The sequence below is a fragment of the Pseudoduganella chitinolytica genome (assembly GCF_029028125.1).
Taxonomy (GTDB): domain Bacteria; phylum Pseudomonadota; class Gammaproteobacteria; order Burkholderiales; family Burkholderiaceae_D; genus Rugamonas; species Rugamonas chitinolytica.
This window is the reverse complement of record NZ_CP119083.1, coordinates 1,947,634-1,964,747: the sequence shown is the minus strand read 5'-3', so window position 1 is coordinate 1,964,747 and position 17,114 is coordinate 1,947,634. Positions and strand designations below refer to the sequence as shown.

Here is a 17,114-nt window from a genome sequence, read left to right as displayed (position 1 = left end):
TGTCGATGAGTCACGTGCTCAGGGCAGCGTGCGCGCCGCCGCCATCCGGTCGTACAGGGCCGCCAGCGGCAATGCCACCAGCAGGTCGTCGAACTGTCCGCCGGGCGCGCGCGGATCGACGCTGGCCGGTCGCCGCACGAAGGTCGTGGTGGCGCCATCGTTGGCGATCTCGTCGATGTTGCCGGCAACGCCGTTGGCCTGCGCCAGCCCGGCCACGCTGGTGCCCAGGTTGGCGCGGCCTTGCGAGTAGACGACGGCAGGTGCGCAATCCGCGGCCAGCATGCACGTTTCCTGGCCCACGACGTAGCGCAGTTCGCCATTGCCGTCGCGGGTCTGCACGCGCTTGGTCGCCACGGCCCCGAGCCGCTGGATCGGCGCGCTCGTGTACAGCGGCGTGACGCTGTAGCGCAGCCGCTTGCCCCAGCTGTCGGCGCCTTCGACGGCCAGCGTCACCCATGGCAGGAAGCCGCTGCAGGCCGCTTCGTCGGCACATGGCTCGCTCGCCTCGCGGCCGTCGGTGGCGGAGATCGCCGGCCGCGGCAGGCGGCCGTTGAGGGCGGCAAAACCGACCAGCGCATCGCTGGCCAGGGCAAGGCGCGCCAGCGTGCGCTGCTCGCGCTGGCGCTCCACGTCCGTGCCCGCGAAGGCGCCGAGCAGCACCGCCGCGAAGCCGACGCTGGCCACCGCCAGCAGCAGTAGCAACGCAGCGCCGCGCTGGCGCCGTGGCGCGACGGGCCGGCGCCGCACGTCAGCGGGCGGGCGCGCCATGCGGCACCTCCATGACGGTGCCGCTGGCGGGGTCCCAGCTCTGGCCTGGCTTGAGCAGCACCTGCCGGCCACCCACGTCCACCTGCACTCCTGCGCCCGGGCGGGCGCGCAGCACCGTTTCATGCGGCGTATCGTCGACCCAGATCGTGGCCTGGCCGTCGCCACGTCGCAGCAGGCCGCCGAAACGTACCGGTGCGGGTGGCGGCGCCGGCGGCGCGGCGGCGGCGCTGCCGGCCGGCGCCATCCCCGGCATCGTGCCCGCTGTTGGCGCCGGCGCCGCTGCCGCTGCCGCCGGGCCCTGTACCGCGGCCGTGCTGCGCTGCTGGTCGAGCAGCACGCGATCGGCCGGCGTGGTAAACAGCCGGCCCATCGTCGTGTAGGACGTCTGCGCATGGGCGGCCGTGGCCGCGGCCAGCATGAGCAAGCCTGCCGCCAGTGCGCGCATCACCGCAGCCCCGGGTTGCGCAACGCGGCGGGCGGCGTCAGCGTCAGCCAGTTGAGCGTGCAGTCGGCCGTCAGGCCCGGCGCCAGCGGTGCGTTGCCGGCGCTGGCCGTGCGTCGCATGGCGCAGTCCTGCACCGTGAACACGCCACGCTGGCGCAGGTCGGACAGGAAGTCGAACAGGTCCATTTCATGCAGCAGGTCCATGTGCACGGTCATGCGGCTGCCGCGCAGCTGGTACTCGCCGGTCGCGACCCGTCCCGCCAGCTTGTACGGCTGTTGCGGTTCGATCTGGTAGGTCAGTGGCAGCAGCCGGCGCGCGGCCTGGATCTGGCGGATCGCCTCGACCCATTCCAGCCGGCTCTCCGCGCCGACGAAGCCGCGCCGGCGCAAGTCGAGGAACAGGGGCTGGTAGATGCGGATGTCCTGCTTTTCCGCTTCGACGTGGACGAAGCTCTGGCGCGCCGCGTCGCGCAGGCCCTGCGCCACCAGTTCGTCCTGGCGCGCATGCTGCAGCTTCCAGTAGCTGGTGACGACGGCGGCGATGGTGGCGAAAGCGGTCACGGCGAACGTGATGGCCGCGGTGCGGATCAGGGCGAAGCCGCCGATCCAGTAGGGCAGGGTCACGCGGCCAGTGGCCGTCGGAGCGGCTCGGTTCAGGGCGTCCATACGAGATCCAGGGTGAATTTGGCGCGGTCCTCGCCGCTGTTGGCCACGCCGACGCTGCCGCTCAGCTTGACGTTCGAGCGGATGTCGAACGGCAGCTGGGCGATTTCCACCGTCATGTGCGGCATGCGCGCCAGCTGGCGGGCGAAGCCGTTCATGCTGTCCAGGACCACGCGGTAGTTGTCCTGGCCGGCCAGCACCTCGGCGTGCAGCCGCAGTGTCTGCGCGGGCGCCTTCGGGATGCCCAGCGCCAGCGAGGAAGTGGGCGCCACCAGCGCCGGCGAGCCCGGGGCGGCGCCCGGCGCCGCCACCGCGGCCTGGCCCGGCACCTGGGCGCGCCACTCCAGCTGCGTCAGGCGGATCTGCGGCGAGTTTTCCAGTGCTTCGCTGACCATGCCGAGCATGTGCTGCGGCGACGGCCCCTGTTGCGCCACCATCCGGTCGATCTGCACGGCCGCCTTCATATTGACGGTCTTGTCGACCGCGGGCGGCATGCTGGACATGCTGTTGCGGTAGGCGGCCTGGTAATGCGCCGTCTCCGAGCGCAGCCCGTTGGCATTGCCGTGGGAGATGCCATAGCCGACCAGGTTGGCCACCGTCCAGGCCAGGCAGGCCGTGCCCAGCACCGCGCTGGAGGCGAACAACGACAGGCGCAGGCGCCACAGCCGGTAGTAGCCGTCCTTGCCGGCCAGCGGGTAGTGGCTGGCGGGTGCGTGGCGGGCCACGATCGTCAACAGCAGTTCGTCGGCCAGCACGGGCGTGGCCGCCATGCCGAGCGCCCGCGCGGCCGTGTCCAGCGGCACCACCTCGTAGCGGGTCGCGGGGCCGTCCTCGCAGCGCTGGGCGAGCTCCTCGACGGCGGCGGCCGGGGCCAGCACCGTTACCTGCAGCGCCTCGTCCCGTTCCAGCAGGCGCACGCTGGCCAGGAACTGCTGGGTACGACGTGTCTCGGGCAGGATGGTGTCGGCCACGTCGCCGTCCGGTGTCGGCTGCACCAGGCGGGAGAACTTCAGGGCACCGTCCTGCAGGTAGGTCTGGCGCATGCCGCCCGACTGCAGCGTCACCAGCAACTCATGGCGCGGCGGGGCGGCGGCGGGCCGCTCCTGGCGCGTCATGCGCCGCAGCAGCGCGGCCGACAGCAGGGTCGCCGAGTAGATGCCCGCCAGCGGCGTCTGCATCAGCTCCATCGCCTCGATCCACGGCGCCAGCAGCGCCGGGTTGGTCAGCGCCGTAAACAACACCACGTCGTCGCGCCGGCCTTCCTCGAGGCGGCCCTGCACCAGCGCCGTCCGGTAGGGCGTGTCGCGGTACTGCTGGCCGAGCCGGCGCGCGCGCAACTGGCGGCCGGCGCGGCCGCGCACGTGCGGCAGCGCATGGCGGCTGAAGTCTTCCTCGATCAGGTCCACGACCAGCCACGCCGGCCCCGCACCCTGGCGTTCCAGGTAGGCGATGAACTCGTCCACGCCGGCGCGCGTGGCAGGGAACGCCGTGGCCCCCCCAGCGCCCCCTGGCGCCACTGCCAAGCCTGCAACTGCTCGCTGGTGAGGTAGAAAAGCTGTTTCGGGAACATGGTCAGATCCTGATCGCGCTGATCGTGTCGTAGATGGGACCCAGCACCGACAGCATGATCCAGCCCAGCAGCAGGCCCAGGATCACGGTCATCGCGGGCTCGATCATCGCCTGCACCCGTTCGATGCGCTCGCGCACCTCGCGATTGTAGAAGTAGGCCACGTTGCGCAGGGCGCCATCGAGCGCGCCGGTCGCCTCGCCCACCTTCAGCATGCGGACCACCAGCGGCGGGAACAAGCCCGTGGTGCCGAAGGCGGCGGTGACACTGTGGCCCTCCGAGATCAGCTGGGCCGCACGGCGCAGCGCGGCCGCGACGACACGGTTGCCCACGATTCCTTCGGACAGCCGGATGCAGTCCAGGATCGTGATGCCGGAGGCGTACATCAGCGCGAAGAACGTGGCGAAGCGGGCCAGGATGATCTTGTGCAGCACGGGGCCGACCGGCCAGGCGCGCAGCTTGAGGCGGTCGAACGCGAACGCTGCCCGTTCGCTGCGGGCCAGCCACCAGCGGGTGCCGAACCACAGCGCGACCGGCAGCGCCAGCAGCACGAACCACCAGTCGATGAACACGTTCGACACGGCGATCAGCACCTTCGTGTGCAGCGGCAGCTCGCGGCCCATGTTGCCGATGAAGTTCGTCAGCTGCGGCACCAGGTAGATCATCAGGAAGAACGTCACGGCCGTGACGACCAGCAGCACGACGGCCGGGTAGGTGACGATCTTCTTCGTCTGCGCGGCCAGCTCGTCCTGCCATTTCAGGCCCTCGGCGAGGTCGCGGAACACTTCGTTGACCTTGCCGCTTTCCTCGCCCGCCCGCACCAGGCTCGTGAACGTGGGATCGAACACCTCGGGGTAGCCGGCCAGTGCGCTGGAGAGCTGCAGGCCACCCTCGATCTTCTCGATCAGGTCCGTGATGATCTCCCGGAAGCGCAGGTGGTCCATGCTGTCGCGCAGGTCATTCAGCGCATCGAGGATCGGCACGCCGGCGCTGGCCATCTGCTCCATGTGGAAGCAGAAGTTGATCAGGTCGCGCCGGGTGATCGCGCGCCGCCCGGCGGCCCCCAGCGGCAGGCGGCGCTGGCGCGCCGCGCGGAAGTCGATCAGGTCCAGGTCCATGCGCGACAGGCGCAGCTCCAGGTCCGGTACGTTGAGCGCGTCCATGTCGCCGGGGACGATCTCGCCCGTCGGGGTCATCGCGCGGTAGAGGAATTTCGGCATCTCAGGCCAGCCTGTCCGTCAGGTCGACCACGCGCGACACCTCGTCCAGCGTCGTCGCACCTTCCAGCACGCGCCGCATGCCATCGTCCACCAGCGAGCGGAAGCCGCTGGCGCGGGCGGCGTTGCGCAGTTCGCGCACGGATGCCCGCCGCGCCACCAGCTCGTCCAGCTCGGCATTCATCTTCAGCAGTTCCATGATCGCCAGGCGGCCCTTGTAGCCCTGGTGGGCGCAGCGCTCGCAGCCGACGGCGCGGTAGATGGTCGCCGGCGCGCGTTCCTCGTTCTCCGGTTCCAGCCCCAGCAGGCGGCGCTCCAGCGCATCGGCCGTCAGGGGCGCGCGGCAGTGCACGCACAGGCGCCGCACCAGGCGCTGGGCGATGATGCCGATGATGTTGCCGGCCAGGACATCGGCCACGACGCCGATGTCCAGCAGGCGCGAGATGGAGCCGACGGCGGAGTTGGTGTGCAGCGTCGAGTACACCTGATGGCCCGTCATGGCGGCGGCCAGCGCCATGTCGGCGGTTTCCTTGTCGCGGATCTCGCCGACCAGGATCACGTCAGGGTCCTGCCGCAGGATCGAGCGGATGCCGTCGGCGAACCCCAGCTTGGACGATTCGTTGACGGAGGTCTGGCGGATCATGCTCATCGGGTATTCGACGGGATCCTCCAAGGTCATGATGTTGACCGCCTCGGTATTGATGTGGTTCAGGATCGAGTACAGGGTCGTGGTCTTGCCCGATCCGGTCGGCCCCGTGACGAGGATCAGGCCGTCGGGGCGGGCGATCATCAGTTTCAGGAGGTCCAGCTCGCGCTCGGCCAGCCCCAGGCCGTCCAGCGGCACCAGGCCCTTCTGCCGGTCCAGGACGCGCAGCACGAAGTTCTCGCCGTGCGTGGTGGGCTGGGCGCTGGCGCGGAAGTCGATCTGGCGGCCGGAGAACTTGATCGAGATGCGGCCGTCCTGCGGCGCACGGGTCTCGGCGATGTTCATGTTGCTGATGACCTTCAGGCGCACGGCCATCGCCGGCCAGTACGACTTGTGCAGGCTGCGTATCTGGCGCAGGATGCCGTCGATGCGGTAGCGGATGCGCAGGAAACTGTGCTCCGGTTCGAAGTGGATGTCGGATGCGCCGTTCTGCACCGCGTCGGCCAGCAACGCGTCGATCAGCCGTACCATCGGGTGGCTGTATTCGTCCGAGGTGCCCTGGTACGATACTTCGCCCGTCTCGATCTCGTGCAGGATGCCGTCGATCGACAGCTCGAAGCCGTAATACTGGTCGATGGCGCGCTGGATGTCCGATTCGTTGACCAGCAGCGGCGTGATCGTGATGCCCTTGACGAGCATCGCGTGGATCTGGTCCAGCGCGACGATGTTGCTGGTGTTGGACATCGCCAGCACCAGGTTGTCGGTGTCGCGTTCGTACACGATCGGGAACACGCTGTAGCGCGTCGCCACGTCCTTCGGGATCAGCTTGAGCGCCACGGCGTCGACGACCAGCGCGTTCAGGTCGGCCGATTGCGTGTTGAGGTTTTCCGACAGGGCTTCGCGCACCGTCGCTTCCGTCACGAAGCCCAGCGTGATCAGGAGGCGCCCCAGCGGTTCGCCACCGCGCTTCTGTTCGAGCAGCGCAATGCGCAGCTGGTCTTCGCTGATGACGCCTTTTTCGATCAGCAGCTTGCCGAGCGGGAGTTTGACCTGTTCTGCCACGGGTACCATCATGCCTTGTCAGTTCCCCCGCACCTGCTGGACGGCGGGTGCCGGCGAAGGCGGCGCCGGCACGCTGGCGACCGCCAGTTCGCGCAGCCGTCGCTGCGCGGCGGCCCGGTCGAACGCGGCGGGGCCGGGCAGGGCCAGCGACTGCTCATAGTAGCTGGCTGCGAGCTTGGCCTGGTTCAGCCGATCCAGCCCCACGGCCAGGTTGAACGCATAGTCGGCATTGCCGGGCGCGGCCGTGAAGGCGCGGAAGTAGGCCTGCTGGGCTTCCGGCCAGCGGCCCTGGCGCGCATACAGGTTGCCCAGCGCGAACTGGACCGGGCCGGCATCGGGACGGCTCTTCAGCATCTCGCGCAGCTTCGCCTCGCTGCGGGCCATGTCGCCAGGCCGCAGCGCCACCAGGCCCGCCAGCGCGTCCGGATCCTGCGGGTCCAGCTCCAGCAGGCGTGCGTACGCGGCGACGGCTTGCGCGGCCCGGTTGTCGCGCTGGGCGACGGCGGCGCTGCCCAGCAGCGCGTCGCGGTTGTTCGGGTCCTGGCGCAACGCCGCTTCGTACTGCTGGCGCGCGTCGGCCAGATCGCCAGCGATGAATGCCGCGTACGCCGACTGCACCGCGGGCGCTATGGCCGGGGCGCTGCCGCGCGCGATGCGCACGTCGCCTGCCCCGGTGCGCACGGCCGCCCCGTTCGCGGACGCCGACGCAGGCACGGACGTGGTGGCGGGCGGCGGCGTTTCGGCCGGAGTGGCCGGGATGGTGTCCGCCGTGCGTTCCCGCGCCGCCCGCTCCAGGCGCTCGGCCATGTCCTGCTGCGCCGCCTGCATGATCGCCGGGTCGTCGCTGACGACGGGGCCCGAGAGGACAGGCGTGCGCGCGGGACGCTCCTGCGCCGGCACCGCGGCCGGCACCGGCGCGAGCACGGCGGGCGCGGGAGGCGTGGTGGATGGCAGGGCGGGGGCGGGCTGCGCCAGGCCAGGATCGCCGGTCGGGGCGGTCGCCATGACCGGCAGGCCACTGCCGGCATCGGCCGGCGCGACGGCGATGCCGGTCGCACCCGTGGCGCTGGGCGGCGGCATCGGCACCATCGGCAGCGCGGCGCCCGGACCGGGGGCCGTGGTGGCGCGCCAGTAGACGTAACCGAACGTGCCGAGCATCACCAGGAGAATACCGGACAGTCCCACCACGCGTACCCGCGCCATGTCCATGCCGGCCTTGCCCGTGTTTGCCGCCGCCCGGGCGCGGGCGGCCGCGGCGGCGCGGATGGCGGCCGCATCGGCGCGTCCGGCCGCCGCGGTGTCCGGCGCCTTGCGCTCGGTGCGTGGCGCGGCAGGTGGCGACGCGGCCGCGCGGGCCCGCTCATGGCGCGCCTGCGGCGGTACGGGATCGTGCACGGCTTCGGCGGCCGGCTCCAGCGGAATCCTTGGCTCGGCGCCCGCACGAGCGGGCGTTGCCGCTGGCTCGGGTGGGCGCACGGCGGCGGCCGGCGCCGGGGCCGTCGGTTCGATCGTGGGTTCGATGCGCGGCGCGGGGTCGAGCGGTTCCAGGCTCAGCGGCTCCAGGTGCAGTTCGGGACCGCCGTGCGACGCTGCCGGTGGCGTAACGGCCACGCGGCCCGCATCCAGGGCAGGCGCGGGCGTGTGGGCCGCCGGGTCGCCGGCCGCCGGAGCGCCGGCGTCCGGTGCCTCCGCCAGCGGTTCCAGGCCCCAGTCGCCCGGGCTGGCCGGTGCCTCCTCCGGCAGCCCGTTCTGGCGCGCCCGTTCCGCCTTCTTCAGCGCCTGCATCAGGAGGCTCATGGCTGACCTTTCGCCGGTAGTCCGGCCGCGCTGCCGTAGGGTTGCTCGTTCAGCGGCGCCTTGCCCGGCAACAGGTAGCGCAGCTCCTTGTAGTCGCCTTCCATGCTGGCGTCCTTGACGACGACGGCGCGCAGGAAGATCACCAGTTCCGTCTTGGCCGCGCCTTCGTTGCGGTAGGCGAACAGGTTGCCCAGCACGGGAATGCGCGAGACCAGCGGGATGCCGTCCTTGGCGTTGTCGACGGAATCCTGCATCAGGCCGCCCATGACGGCGGTCTGCCCACTGTAGACCTTCATCACCGATTCCACCTCGCGTGCCTGGATCACGGGCACGCGGCTCCTGACGTTCTGGCGCGCCAGCTCCGGGTTCGGGTCGTCCACGTAGTCGACGATGCGGGTGATGGTGGGGCGCACGTTGATCGTCACCTCGTCATCCTCGGAGATCTGCGGCGTCACGCTCATGACGAAGCCCACCGGCACCGTCTCCACGCGCGACTCGTAGGTGGCCTGGGCGGCGATGCCGCCGGACGAGTTCTGCACGGCCGGCGTCACCTTCAGCGTGAAGAAGACGTTGTTGTCCACCACCTTCAGCAGGGCCGTCTGGTTGTTCAGCACGCTGACCTTCGGGCTGGACAGCACCTGGACCTTGCCGAACGATTCCAGCAACTGCACCGCCAGCTTGATATTGCCCAGGCCCGAGATGGGATTGGCGTAATTGAACGTGAACACGCCGTTCGGGTTGACCGCGCCCGCCAGCGGCAACGAGGTCGCGTTCAGCGGGCCCTGCGCCAGCGTCGATTCGCCGTTGCCGGAGATGCGCGACCAGTTGATGCCCTGCTGGTACTGGTCAGACAGTTTGACTTCCAGGATGGTTGCCTCGATCATCACCTGGCGTTTCGCGGCCGACTGCACGATGTCGAGGAATTCGCGCACCTTCTCATGCTGGCGGCCGGTGGCGCGCACCGCGACCAGGCCGCTTTCGGCGTTGACGATGACGGATGGCGCGTTGCGCTGGGCCGCGCGGGCTGCCGCGCCTTGCGCCGCGCTGGCCTGGGCACCAGGGTAGTCGCCCGGCTGCGTGGCGCCTCCCGCCTGGCCTGCCGGGGTGAATGCCGGCTGGTAGGCGCCAGCCTGGTTGGGCTGGCTGGGCTGGCCGGGCTGCAGCGGCTGCATGGGCTGTCCCGGCTGGGCCACCGCGGCCGTCTGCTCGCGCAACTGCGCCAGCGGATCGGCCAGCGGATCGTTCAGGTTGGTCGGGCGCAGCATGTCGCGGATGTTTTTTTCCAGGCTGTACCAGAAATTGTTGTCGGCCCGGTTCGACACGGCCGTCGTCGAATTGTTGTTGGCGCCGCCCGCCAGGCTGCTGCCCGCATTCGGCAAGGAGCCCTGGCCCGCGTTCGAACCGGTGGTGCTGGTATTGCCGGCGCTGGAGCCGCCCGTGGTGGAAATCTGGGTGGCGATGTTGACGCTGCTGTTGGTGGTGCGCGCGATATTGACGTAGTCGATCCGGTAGTTGCGCCAGTGCGGCTGGTCCGGCAACACCAGCAGGGTGCCGCTGTTGATTTCATACCGCATGTCGACCTGGCGCGAGATGCGGTCCAGCAGCTGGGGCAGCGTCTGGTCCAGCGCGTTCAAGGTGACGGTCCCTTCGATGGACGGGTGGATGTCCACGTTCAGGCCGGCATCGCGGGCCAGCGCGAACAGCACGGATTCCACCGGCACCTTGTGCACCGTGACACTGTAGGTTTCCACCCGTGGCGTCGGCCGGGGCGGCGGCAAGGCCGGGCTTTGCTGGACGGGCTCGGGAATGGCGCCGCCCGCCCGCGGCGGCTCCGTGACGTGGGCAGGCGAGATCGGCAGCTGCGGTGCGCCGCATGCCCCCAACAGTGAGCAGAGCAGTGTTGCCGCGACTTTATTCATTGGATGCCGACAGTTGATTTGCTGGAATAGCAAGGATCATCGTATAAATCCGTTCAAACTTCAATTGTGTGCGCGGCAGTGGTGTGGCCGCCCATGCCGAGGCGGCCCACACCGACAACGCCAGCAGGGCGCACGTGCCAGCGCCCAGCGCCAGCCAGGCGCGCGTTCCGCGCAGCGCGCGGGCCGGACGGAACGGCGCCTCCGCGATGGCCTGGCGCGCGTGCCGTGCCGATACCGCGACGGCATCTTCGGCGAACGCGGCCATCAGGGCCTTGTCGGCCAGGATATTGATGCGCCGAACGATGCCGCCGGAAGCGCGCGCGATCCGGCGCACGGCAGTGGGGCTGAACAGCGGGCCGCCCGTGTAGCCGGCCGCGCGCAGGCGAAACTGCAGGAACGAGGCCACCAACCGGGGCGGCAGCGGCGGCACGAAGAAGCTGTGCGTGATCCGCTCGGCCAGCTGGCGCATGCGCGGCAGCGCCAGGTGCTCGTCCAGCTCCGGCTGGCCGAACAGCACGATCTGCAGCAGTTTTTCGCGCGCTGTCTCCAGGTTGGTCAACAGCCGCACCGCCTCCAGCGTGTCGAGCGGCATCGCCTGCGCTTCCTCCACCAGCAGCACGACCTGGCGCCCCTGCGCATGGCGCGCGATCAGCTCGCCGTTCAGGCGGCGCAGCACCTCGTCCGGGCGCCAGTCGCGCGCATCCAGGCCCAGCTCGGCGGCGATGGCGTACAGCACGTCGTCCGGCCCCAGGCTGGGATTGACGAGGTAGATGGCGTCGATCTGGGCGGGCAGTTGGTGCTCCAGCATGCGGCACAGCATCGTCTTGCCGCTGCCCACCTCGCCGGTGACCTTGACGATGCCCTCGCCATGCGTGACGGCATACAGCAGCGCGGCCAGCATGTCGCCCCGTTCGTGGCCGCCATAGAAAAACGCGGGATTGGGCGTGATCGAGAACGGCGCCTGGGACAGCCCGAAATGCTGCAGGTACATGGCGCTCATGCGTGGCCCGGGGCGGCGATGGCGGCCAGGAAGGCCTGCTCGAGGCTGGCGGCGCCGTAGTGCCGGCGGCACTCGGCCGGCGTGCCGTCGAAGCGGATGGCGCCGTCATGCAGGATGGCCATGCGGTCGCACATGTCGTCCAGGTCGGCCAGCGCGTGCGACGTCATCAGGACGGCGGTGCCTTGCTCGCGTCGCTGCCGCAGCGTCTGGCGGAACAGTGCGCGGGCCTGCGGGTCCAGGCCGCTGGCCGGTTCGTCCAGCAGGTACAGCCGCTTGTCCAGCAGCAGCAGGGCGGCCAGGCCCAGCTTCTGCGTCATGCCTTTCGAATAACGCCGCACCCCCAGGGCCAGCGCCTCGGGCGCCAGTTGCAACGCCGCCAGCATGGCCGCGCACGCGTGCTCGTCGTGCGGCTGGCCGTGCAACGCCAGTGTATAACGGAGGAATTCGCCGCCCGTCATGTAGGCGGGCGGCAGGAAGCGTTCCGGCAGGTAGGCCAGCGGCGCCCGCGCGGCACTGTGCCGGTGGTCGATGCCGAACACGGCGATGCTGCCCGCTTGCGGCGTGACGAAGTCCAGCACGCACTTGAGCAGAGTGGTCTTGCCGGCCCCGTTGACGCCCGCCAGCCCCACGCACTCGCCGGGCGCGACGGCCAGCGACACGCCGTCCAGCACCGGCCGGCTGGGCCGGGGCGGGTGGAACGGCGCGGTGCCGCGCGCGGCGGCGTGTCGCACGACGGCTTGGATGCGCAAGGCGGGTTCAGGCATGTCAGACGATCAGAATGTTGACGGTCCGCCACTGTAGCAAAGATCAGACGGTGTGCGCTAGGGCACCGTGCGCTTCGGGCACAATGGGCATACAATGCGCCGACACTTGACTCGGGGGAATATTTGTTATGGCAAGGCCAGAAAAAGTAAGGTTGGGCGAGATCCTGGTCCAGCAAAAGCTGCTGTCCGACGAGCAGCTGGGCCTTGCGCTGGCCGAGCAGAAGCGCAGCGGCCGCAAGCTGGGCCGCGTCTTCATCGACAGCGGCTACGTGACGGAAGAGCAGATCGCCGGCGCGCTGGCGCGCCAGCTGAACATCCCGTACATCAACCTGAAGTTCTACAATATCAACGCCGACCTGGTGCGGCTGCTGCCGGAAACCCAGGCGCGGCGCTTCCGCGCGCTGGTGCTGGAGGACCGCCAGGGCACCTTGTTGGTGGGCATGTCCGACCCCACCGACCTGTTCGCCTACGACGAGATCGCCAGGCTGGTGAAGCACAATATCGAGCTGGCGGTCGTCAACGAGACGGAAGTGCTGGCCGCGATCGACCGCATCTACCGCCGGACCGAGGACATCACGGACCTGGCGCGCGAGCTGGAGGAGGAGATGGGCGACGTGTCCGTCGACTTCGGCGCGCTGGCCGTCAATCCGGGGCTGGAGGAAGCCCCGGTCGTGAAGTTGCTGCAATCCGTGTTCGACGACGCGGCCCAGGTGCGTGCGTCCGACATCCACATCGAGCCGCAGGAAAACCGCCTGCACATCCGCTTCCGCATCGACGGCGTGCTGCACCTGCAGACCCAGGCCGACATCAAGATCGCGCCCGCGCTGGCGCTGCGCCTGAAGCTGATGTCCGACCTCGACATCTCTGAGAAGCGCCTGCCGCAGGACGGCCGCTTTGCCGCCCGCGTGAAGAATACCCGGATCGACGTGCGTATCTCGACGATGCCGACCCAGTACGGCGAATCGATCGTCATGCGACTGCTGAGCCAGGGCAATACGAGCCTGCGCCTGGACGGCATCGGCATGCCGAAACCCATGATGGAGAAATTCCGCGCCATCGTGCAGCGCCCCAACGGGCTGGTGCTGGTGACGGGTCCGACGGGTTCCGGCAAGACGACGACCCTGTACAGCGCGCTGGCCGAGCTCAACTCGGTGGAGAAGAAGCTGATCACGGTCGAGGACCCTGTCGAATACCGCCTGCCCGGCATCAACCAGGTGCAGGTCAACGAGAAGATCGAGCTGGACTTCGCGCGCGTGCTGCGCTCGGCCCTGCGCCAGGACCCGGACATCGTGCTGGTGGGCGAGATGCGCGACCAGGAAACGGCGCAGATCGGCCTGCGCGCCGCCATGACGGGCCACCTGGTCCTGTCGACGCTGCACACGAACGACGCGGCCAGCACCCCGCTGCGCCTGATGGACATGGGCGTGCCGCGCTACATGGTGGCCAGTTCGCTGCAGGCCGTGCTGGCCCAGCGCCTGTTGCGGGTGATCTGCGAAAGCTGCACCACCGAATACACGCCGACGCCGACGGAAGTGGAATGGCTGCGGCTGGAACTGAACGACAAGGTGGGCATGGCACGCTACTTCCACGGCAAGGGTTGTTCGCATTGCAACGGCATGGGCTACCGGGGCCGGACCGGCGTGTACGAGCTGCTGGAAATGACGAGCACCGTCGTCGATGCCGCCAACGATCCCGATCCCGCCCACTTCCTGAAGGCGGCCAACGAGCAGATGGCAGGCCAGACCTTGCGCCGCCACGCCGTGCAACTGGTGATCCAGGGCCGTACCACGATCGCCGAGGCAATGCGCATCAGCAACCAGCAGGAAGAATGACGGACTAGCCGATGCCCTTTTTCGCGTACAAGGCCCGGGACGGCCGCGGCGAACTGCTGCAGGGAGTGCTGGAAGGCGCCGACCCGGGGGCGGTGGCGGACCAGCTGATGGGCACCGGCGCCACGCCCGTCGAGATCGTCGCCACGCGCCAGCCGCAGGTCCGGGGCGGCGAGGGCTGGTGGGCCCGGCTGACGGAAAAGAAGGTCACGCCGCTGGACGTGCAGTTGTTCTCGCGCCAGATGTACACCCTGATGAAAGCTGGCGTACCCATCATGCGCGGCCTGGCGGGCTTGCAGGAATCGGCCATTTCGAAGTCGTTCGGCAAGGTCATCGGCGACTTGCGCGAATCGCTCGATGCGGGCCGGGAACTGTCGGCCGCCATGCGTCGTCACCCGACCGTGTTCAACAACTTCTACCTGTCGATGGTGCGGGTGGGCGAGATGACGGGCCGGCTCGACGAAGTCATGCTGCGCCTGTTCGAGCACCTGGAGTTTGACCGCGAGATGCGGGCCCGGGTCAAGAGCGCCGTGCGCTATCCGATGTTCGTCATGATCGCGATGGTCATCGCCATCCTTATCGTCAACATCTCTGTCATTCCCCAGTTCGTCAAGGTGTTCGAGAGCATGAACGCCGCGCTGCCGCTGATGACACGGATCCTGATCGCCGGTTCCCGCTTCACGGTGGACTACTGGTATCTGATGGCGGGCGGCGCGGCGGCTGCCATCGTGGCACTGCTGCGCTGGATCGGAACACCGGGCGGCCGCCTGCGGTGGGACCGCTGGAAGCTGCGCATGCCGGTCGCCGGCAAGATCGTCCACAAGGCCACGATGGCCCGCTTCGCGCGCAGCTTCGCGCTGTCGTCGAAGAGCGGGGTGCCCATCGTGCAGGCGCTGACGGTGGTGTCGCAAACGGTCGACAACGCCCACCTGTCGCAGCGCGTGGAGGCCATGCGCGACAGCGTGGAGCGGGGCGAAAGCATCCTGCGCACGGCCGTGACCGCCGGTATCTTCACCCCCGTCGTGCTGCAGATGATCGCCGTGGGCGAGGAATCCGGTTCGCTGGACGATCTGATGGACGAGATCGCCCAGATGTACGAGCGCGAGGTGGACTACGAGCTGAAGACCCTGGCCAGCCAGATCGAGCCGATCCTGATTGCGTTCCTGGGGGCGATGGTGCTGGTGCTGGCGCTGGGCATCTTCCTGCCGATCTGGGACCTGGGCCGTGCCGCCCTGAAGGGGTGACGTTGTGGCGCCTACGCAACGGCAACGGGGCGCCTCCCTGTTCGAGTTCGCCGTCTGTACCGCAGTCTTCGCCATCCTGGCGGGCCTGCTGCTCGAGCGCATCCTGCGCTACCGCGCCGAGGCGGAGCGGGAAGGCGTCGTGCACCAGGTCGAGAACATGCGCAGCGCCTTGCTGAGCCGGGTCCTGGCGGCGGAAGTGGCGGGCAACAAGGACGAGTTGCACGCGCTGGTGGGCAGCAATCCGGTGGCGCTGCTGCGCCACGCACCCATCGGCTACGCAGGCGAAATCGACAATGTCGACACGGCCGAACTGACCCCCGGCAGCTGGTATTTCGACAGAAAACAACAGAAACTTGTCTATGTATTCACGCGAAATAAACGTTTTCGTACGGGAACAGTAGAACGGTGGGGGTTCAAGGTAGAATTCATTCGCTTGCCCACGAACAACGCCAAGCCGCCGGGGACCCAGCCGAACAGCGCAGGGGTCGTCCTTAATCAGGTAGACGGTTGAACAGAATGCAAATCATCCTCGTGTAGCTTCCGTCACACATTCATATTTCATTCTTTACGTGGAGTTTCACATGCAATTCAACAAGCAAATGCGTTCGATCAACCGTGCCAACCAGGGCGGCTTCACCCTGATCGAACTGATCGTCGTGATCGTCATCCTGGGCATCCTGGCCGCCACCGCGCTGCCGCGCTTTGCCGACATGGGCGACAACGCCCGCTTCGCCAAGATGCAGGCTGCCCGTGGCGCGGTGCAGAGCGCAATGAATATCGCGCATGGCGAGTCGCTGGTCGTTGGCGGCAACCCTGCCAACGTGGCGATGGAAGGCCAGAATATCGCCATGACGTTCAACTACCCGTCCGCCGCGTCGATCGCCGCCGCTGCCGGCCTGGGCGCCGACTACGGTGTCGCGGTGGCGAACGGTGTCGCCACGATTTCCGACACCACCGTCGCTGGTTGCTCTTTCACCTACACGCAGGCACAAGCTGCCAACACGCAGCCGGCCGTGACGGCCCCGGCGCTGGCCAACTGCGCTGGCCAATGATTCGATTGACCGCCCCGCTGGGGCGGGCATAATCGTCACGTGAACAGCGTGCTCGTCATTAAACCGACCCTTCGACTGCCCGGCCGCAAGACCGGGCAGTTTGGGTTTACGCTCGTCGAGCTGGTGATCGTCATCGTGCTGATCGGCATCCTGGGCGCGTTTGCGGGCCAGCGCTTCTTCAGTCGCACCAATTTCGATGCCTCCGGCTATGCCAACCAACTGGCCACGCTGGTGCGCTACGGCCAGAAGCTGGCCATCGCCCAGAACCGCAGCGTGTTCGTGCGCCTGAACGGCGGCAGCGTCGCGCTGTGCTACGACGCCGCCTGCGCCGCACGGGTGACATCCCCGGCCGGCAGCAACTCCGGCAACGCGGCCACCCGCCAGCGCTGCGTCAATCCTGCCGACAACGTCTACGACCCCGCCTGGGCGTGCGAGGGCATGCCCGACGGCCTTGCCATGACCAATGCCGGCACCTTCTATTTCGACGCGGTCGGCACGCCGTTCAACGTGGCCGACGTCCAGCCCACGCTGGTGTCCACGTTCCCGGCCGCGCTGGCCGTCGACATCGCCGGCAACGGCGTGACGCTGCGCACGACGATCGAAGGGAGCACCGGCTATGTCCGTTAAGTGTGCGCGCCACCAGCACGGCCTGACGATGATCGAACTGGTCATCTTCATCGTCATCATCAGCGTGGCCGTCGTCGGCGTGCTGGGCGTGATATCACTGACCACGGGCCGCAGCGCCGATCCAGTGCGGCAGAAGCAGGCGCTGGCCATTGCCGAGGGCTTGATGAACGAGATCCGGTCGGCGGGGACGGCGCTATGCGACATTACCGATACCGCAAGCTATGGCGTGCCGGACGCCGCCTGCAATGTCCCGGACAACCCCGGCCGCGAGACCGCGACGGCGCGTCCCTACGACAATGTCAACGACTACATTGTCCAGTGGGGCCAGCCGGTCGCCTACGCGGCCGATACCGCGGGCAACGCTTTTCCGGCTGGCTACACGGCCACGGTCACCGTCACGCAGCCCGCCGCTTTCGCGGCCGTTCCCGCCACGAGCACGTACCTCGTTACCGTCACTGTCAGCTATGGTGGCCCGACCAATATCGTGCTGGAAACCGTGCGCACGCGCTACTGAC

The 17,114-nt window shown here is 68.7% G+C and carries 16 protein-coding genes; 6 read left to right on the top strand and 10 right to left on the bottom strand.

All coding sequences use genetic code 11. The annotated features are described in order from the left end of the window. Window positions 1-18: 18 nt before the first annotated feature. From PX653_RS08570 to PX653_RS08525, 10 genes are all read right to left on the bottom strand, one after another. Complete coding sequence (locus PX653_RS08570; RefSeq protein WP_277417470.1) at window positions 19-768, bottom strand: hypothetical protein; 750 nt, start codon at window positions 766-768, stop codon at window positions 19-21. Beyond that, window positions 749-1,213 carry a hypothetical protein gene (locus PX653_RS08565; RefSeq protein ID WP_277417469.1) on the bottom strand — a complete coding sequence of 155 codons (465 nt, stop codon included), beginning with the start codon at window positions 1,211-1,213 and terminating at the stop codon, window positions 749-751. Before PX653_RS08565 ends, PX653_RS08570 begins: the two co-directional genes overlap by 20 nt. Beyond that, on the bottom strand, window positions 1,213-1,878 hold the full coding sequence (locus tag PX653_RS08560) for a hypothetical protein (RefSeq protein ID WP_277417468.1): 666 nt from the start codon (window positions 1,876-1,878) through the stop codon (window positions 1,213-1,215). The genes PX653_RS08565 and PX653_RS08560 overlap by 1 nt, the downstream gene beginning before the upstream one ends. Continuing rightward, window positions 1,866-3,338: a hypothetical protein gene (locus PX653_RS08555; protein ID WP_277417467.1), complete on the bottom strand. Its 1,473-nt coding sequence runs from the start codon at window positions 3,336-3,338 to the stop codon at window positions 1,866-1,868. Before PX653_RS08555 ends, PX653_RS08560 begins: the two co-directional genes overlap by 13 nt. Window positions 3,339-3,447: 109 nt before the next feature. Then, window positions 3,448-4,662 (bottom strand): type II secretion system F family protein, encoded by a 1,215-nt coding sequence (locus tag PX653_RS08550; protein WP_277417466.1) that lies wholly within the window; start codon window positions 4,660-4,662, stop codon window positions 3,448-3,450. Between the two features lies 1 nt (window position 4,663). Continuing rightward, on the bottom strand, window positions 4,664-6,379 hold the full coding sequence (locus PX653_RS08545; protein WP_277417465.1) for a GspE/PulE family protein: 1,716 nt from the start codon (window positions 6,377-6,379) through the stop codon (window positions 4,664-4,666). Between the two features lie 6 nt (window positions 6,380-6,385). After that, window positions 6,386-8,164, bottom strand: a complete 1,779-nt coding sequence (locus PX653_RS08540) for a tetratricopeptide repeat protein (RefSeq protein WP_277417464.1) — start codon at window positions 8,162-8,164, stop codon at window positions 6,386-6,388. Continuing rightward, the gene (gene mshL / locus PX653_RS08535) at window positions 8,161-10,083 is read right to left on the bottom strand and encodes a pilus (MSHA type) biogenesis protein MshL (RefSeq protein WP_277417463.1); all 1,923 of its coding nucleotides are present in this window, start codon (window positions 10,081-10,083) and stop codon (window positions 8,161-8,163) included. The genes PX653_RS08540 and mshL overlap by 4 nt, the downstream gene beginning before the upstream one ends. Then, a complete protein-coding gene (locus tag PX653_RS08530) occupies window positions 10,076-11,083 on the bottom strand; it encodes an ExeA family protein (protein ID WP_277417462.1) in 1,008 nt (335 codons plus the stop codon). Before PX653_RS08530 ends, mshL begins: the two co-directional genes overlap by 8 nt. After that, window positions 11,080-11,847: an ABC transporter ATP-binding protein gene (locus tag PX653_RS08525; protein WP_277417461.1), complete on the bottom strand. Its 768-nt coding sequence runs from the start codon at window positions 11,845-11,847 to the stop codon at window positions 11,080-11,082. Before PX653_RS08525 ends, PX653_RS08530 begins: the two co-directional genes overlap by 4 nt. Before the next feature lie 128 nt (window positions 11,848-11,975). Here PX653_RS08525 and PX653_RS08520 point away from each other — a divergent pair, with 128 nt between their 5' ends. The 6 genes from PX653_RS08520 (at window position 11,976) to PX653_RS08495 (ending at window position 17,113) form a co-directional block, all read left to right on the top strand. Beyond that, on the top strand, window positions 11,976-13,679 hold the full coding sequence (locus PX653_RS08520) for a GspE/PulE family protein (RefSeq protein ID WP_277417460.1): 1,704 nt from the start codon (window positions 11,976-11,978) through the stop codon (window positions 13,677-13,679). Window positions 13,680-13,690: 11 nt separating this feature from the next. Further along, the gene (locus tag PX653_RS08515) at window positions 13,691-14,920 is read left to right on the top strand and encodes a type II secretion system F family protein (protein ID WP_277417459.1); all 1,230 of its coding nucleotides are present in this window, start codon (window positions 13,691-13,693) and stop codon (window positions 14,918-14,920) included. 4 nt (window positions 14,921-14,924) lie between these two features. After that, complete coding sequence (locus tag PX653_RS08510; RefSeq protein ID WP_277417458.1) at window positions 14,925-15,431, top strand: type II secretion system protein; 507 nt, start codon at window positions 14,925-14,927, stop codon at window positions 15,429-15,431. A 70-nt stretch (window positions 15,432-15,501) separates the two neighbouring features. After that, window positions 15,502-15,972 carry a type II secretion system protein gene (locus PX653_RS08505; protein ID WP_277417457.1) on the top strand — a complete coding sequence of 157 codons (471 nt, stop codon included), beginning with the start codon at window positions 15,502-15,504 and terminating at the stop codon, window positions 15,970-15,972. A 48-nt stretch (window positions 15,973-16,020) separates the two neighbouring features. Next, window positions 16,021-16,599, top strand: coding sequence for a pilus assembly FimT family protein (locus PX653_RS08500; protein ID WP_277417456.1), 579 nt, complete (start codon window positions 16,021-16,023; stop codon window positions 16,597-16,599). After that, on the top strand, window positions 16,589-17,113 hold the full coding sequence (locus PX653_RS08495) for a type II secretion system protein (RefSeq protein ID WP_277417455.1): 525 nt from the start codon (window positions 16,589-16,591) through the stop codon (window positions 17,111-17,113). The genes PX653_RS08500 and PX653_RS08495 overlap by 11 nt, the downstream gene beginning before the upstream one ends. The last annotated feature ends 1 nt before the right edge of the window (window position 17,114 follow it).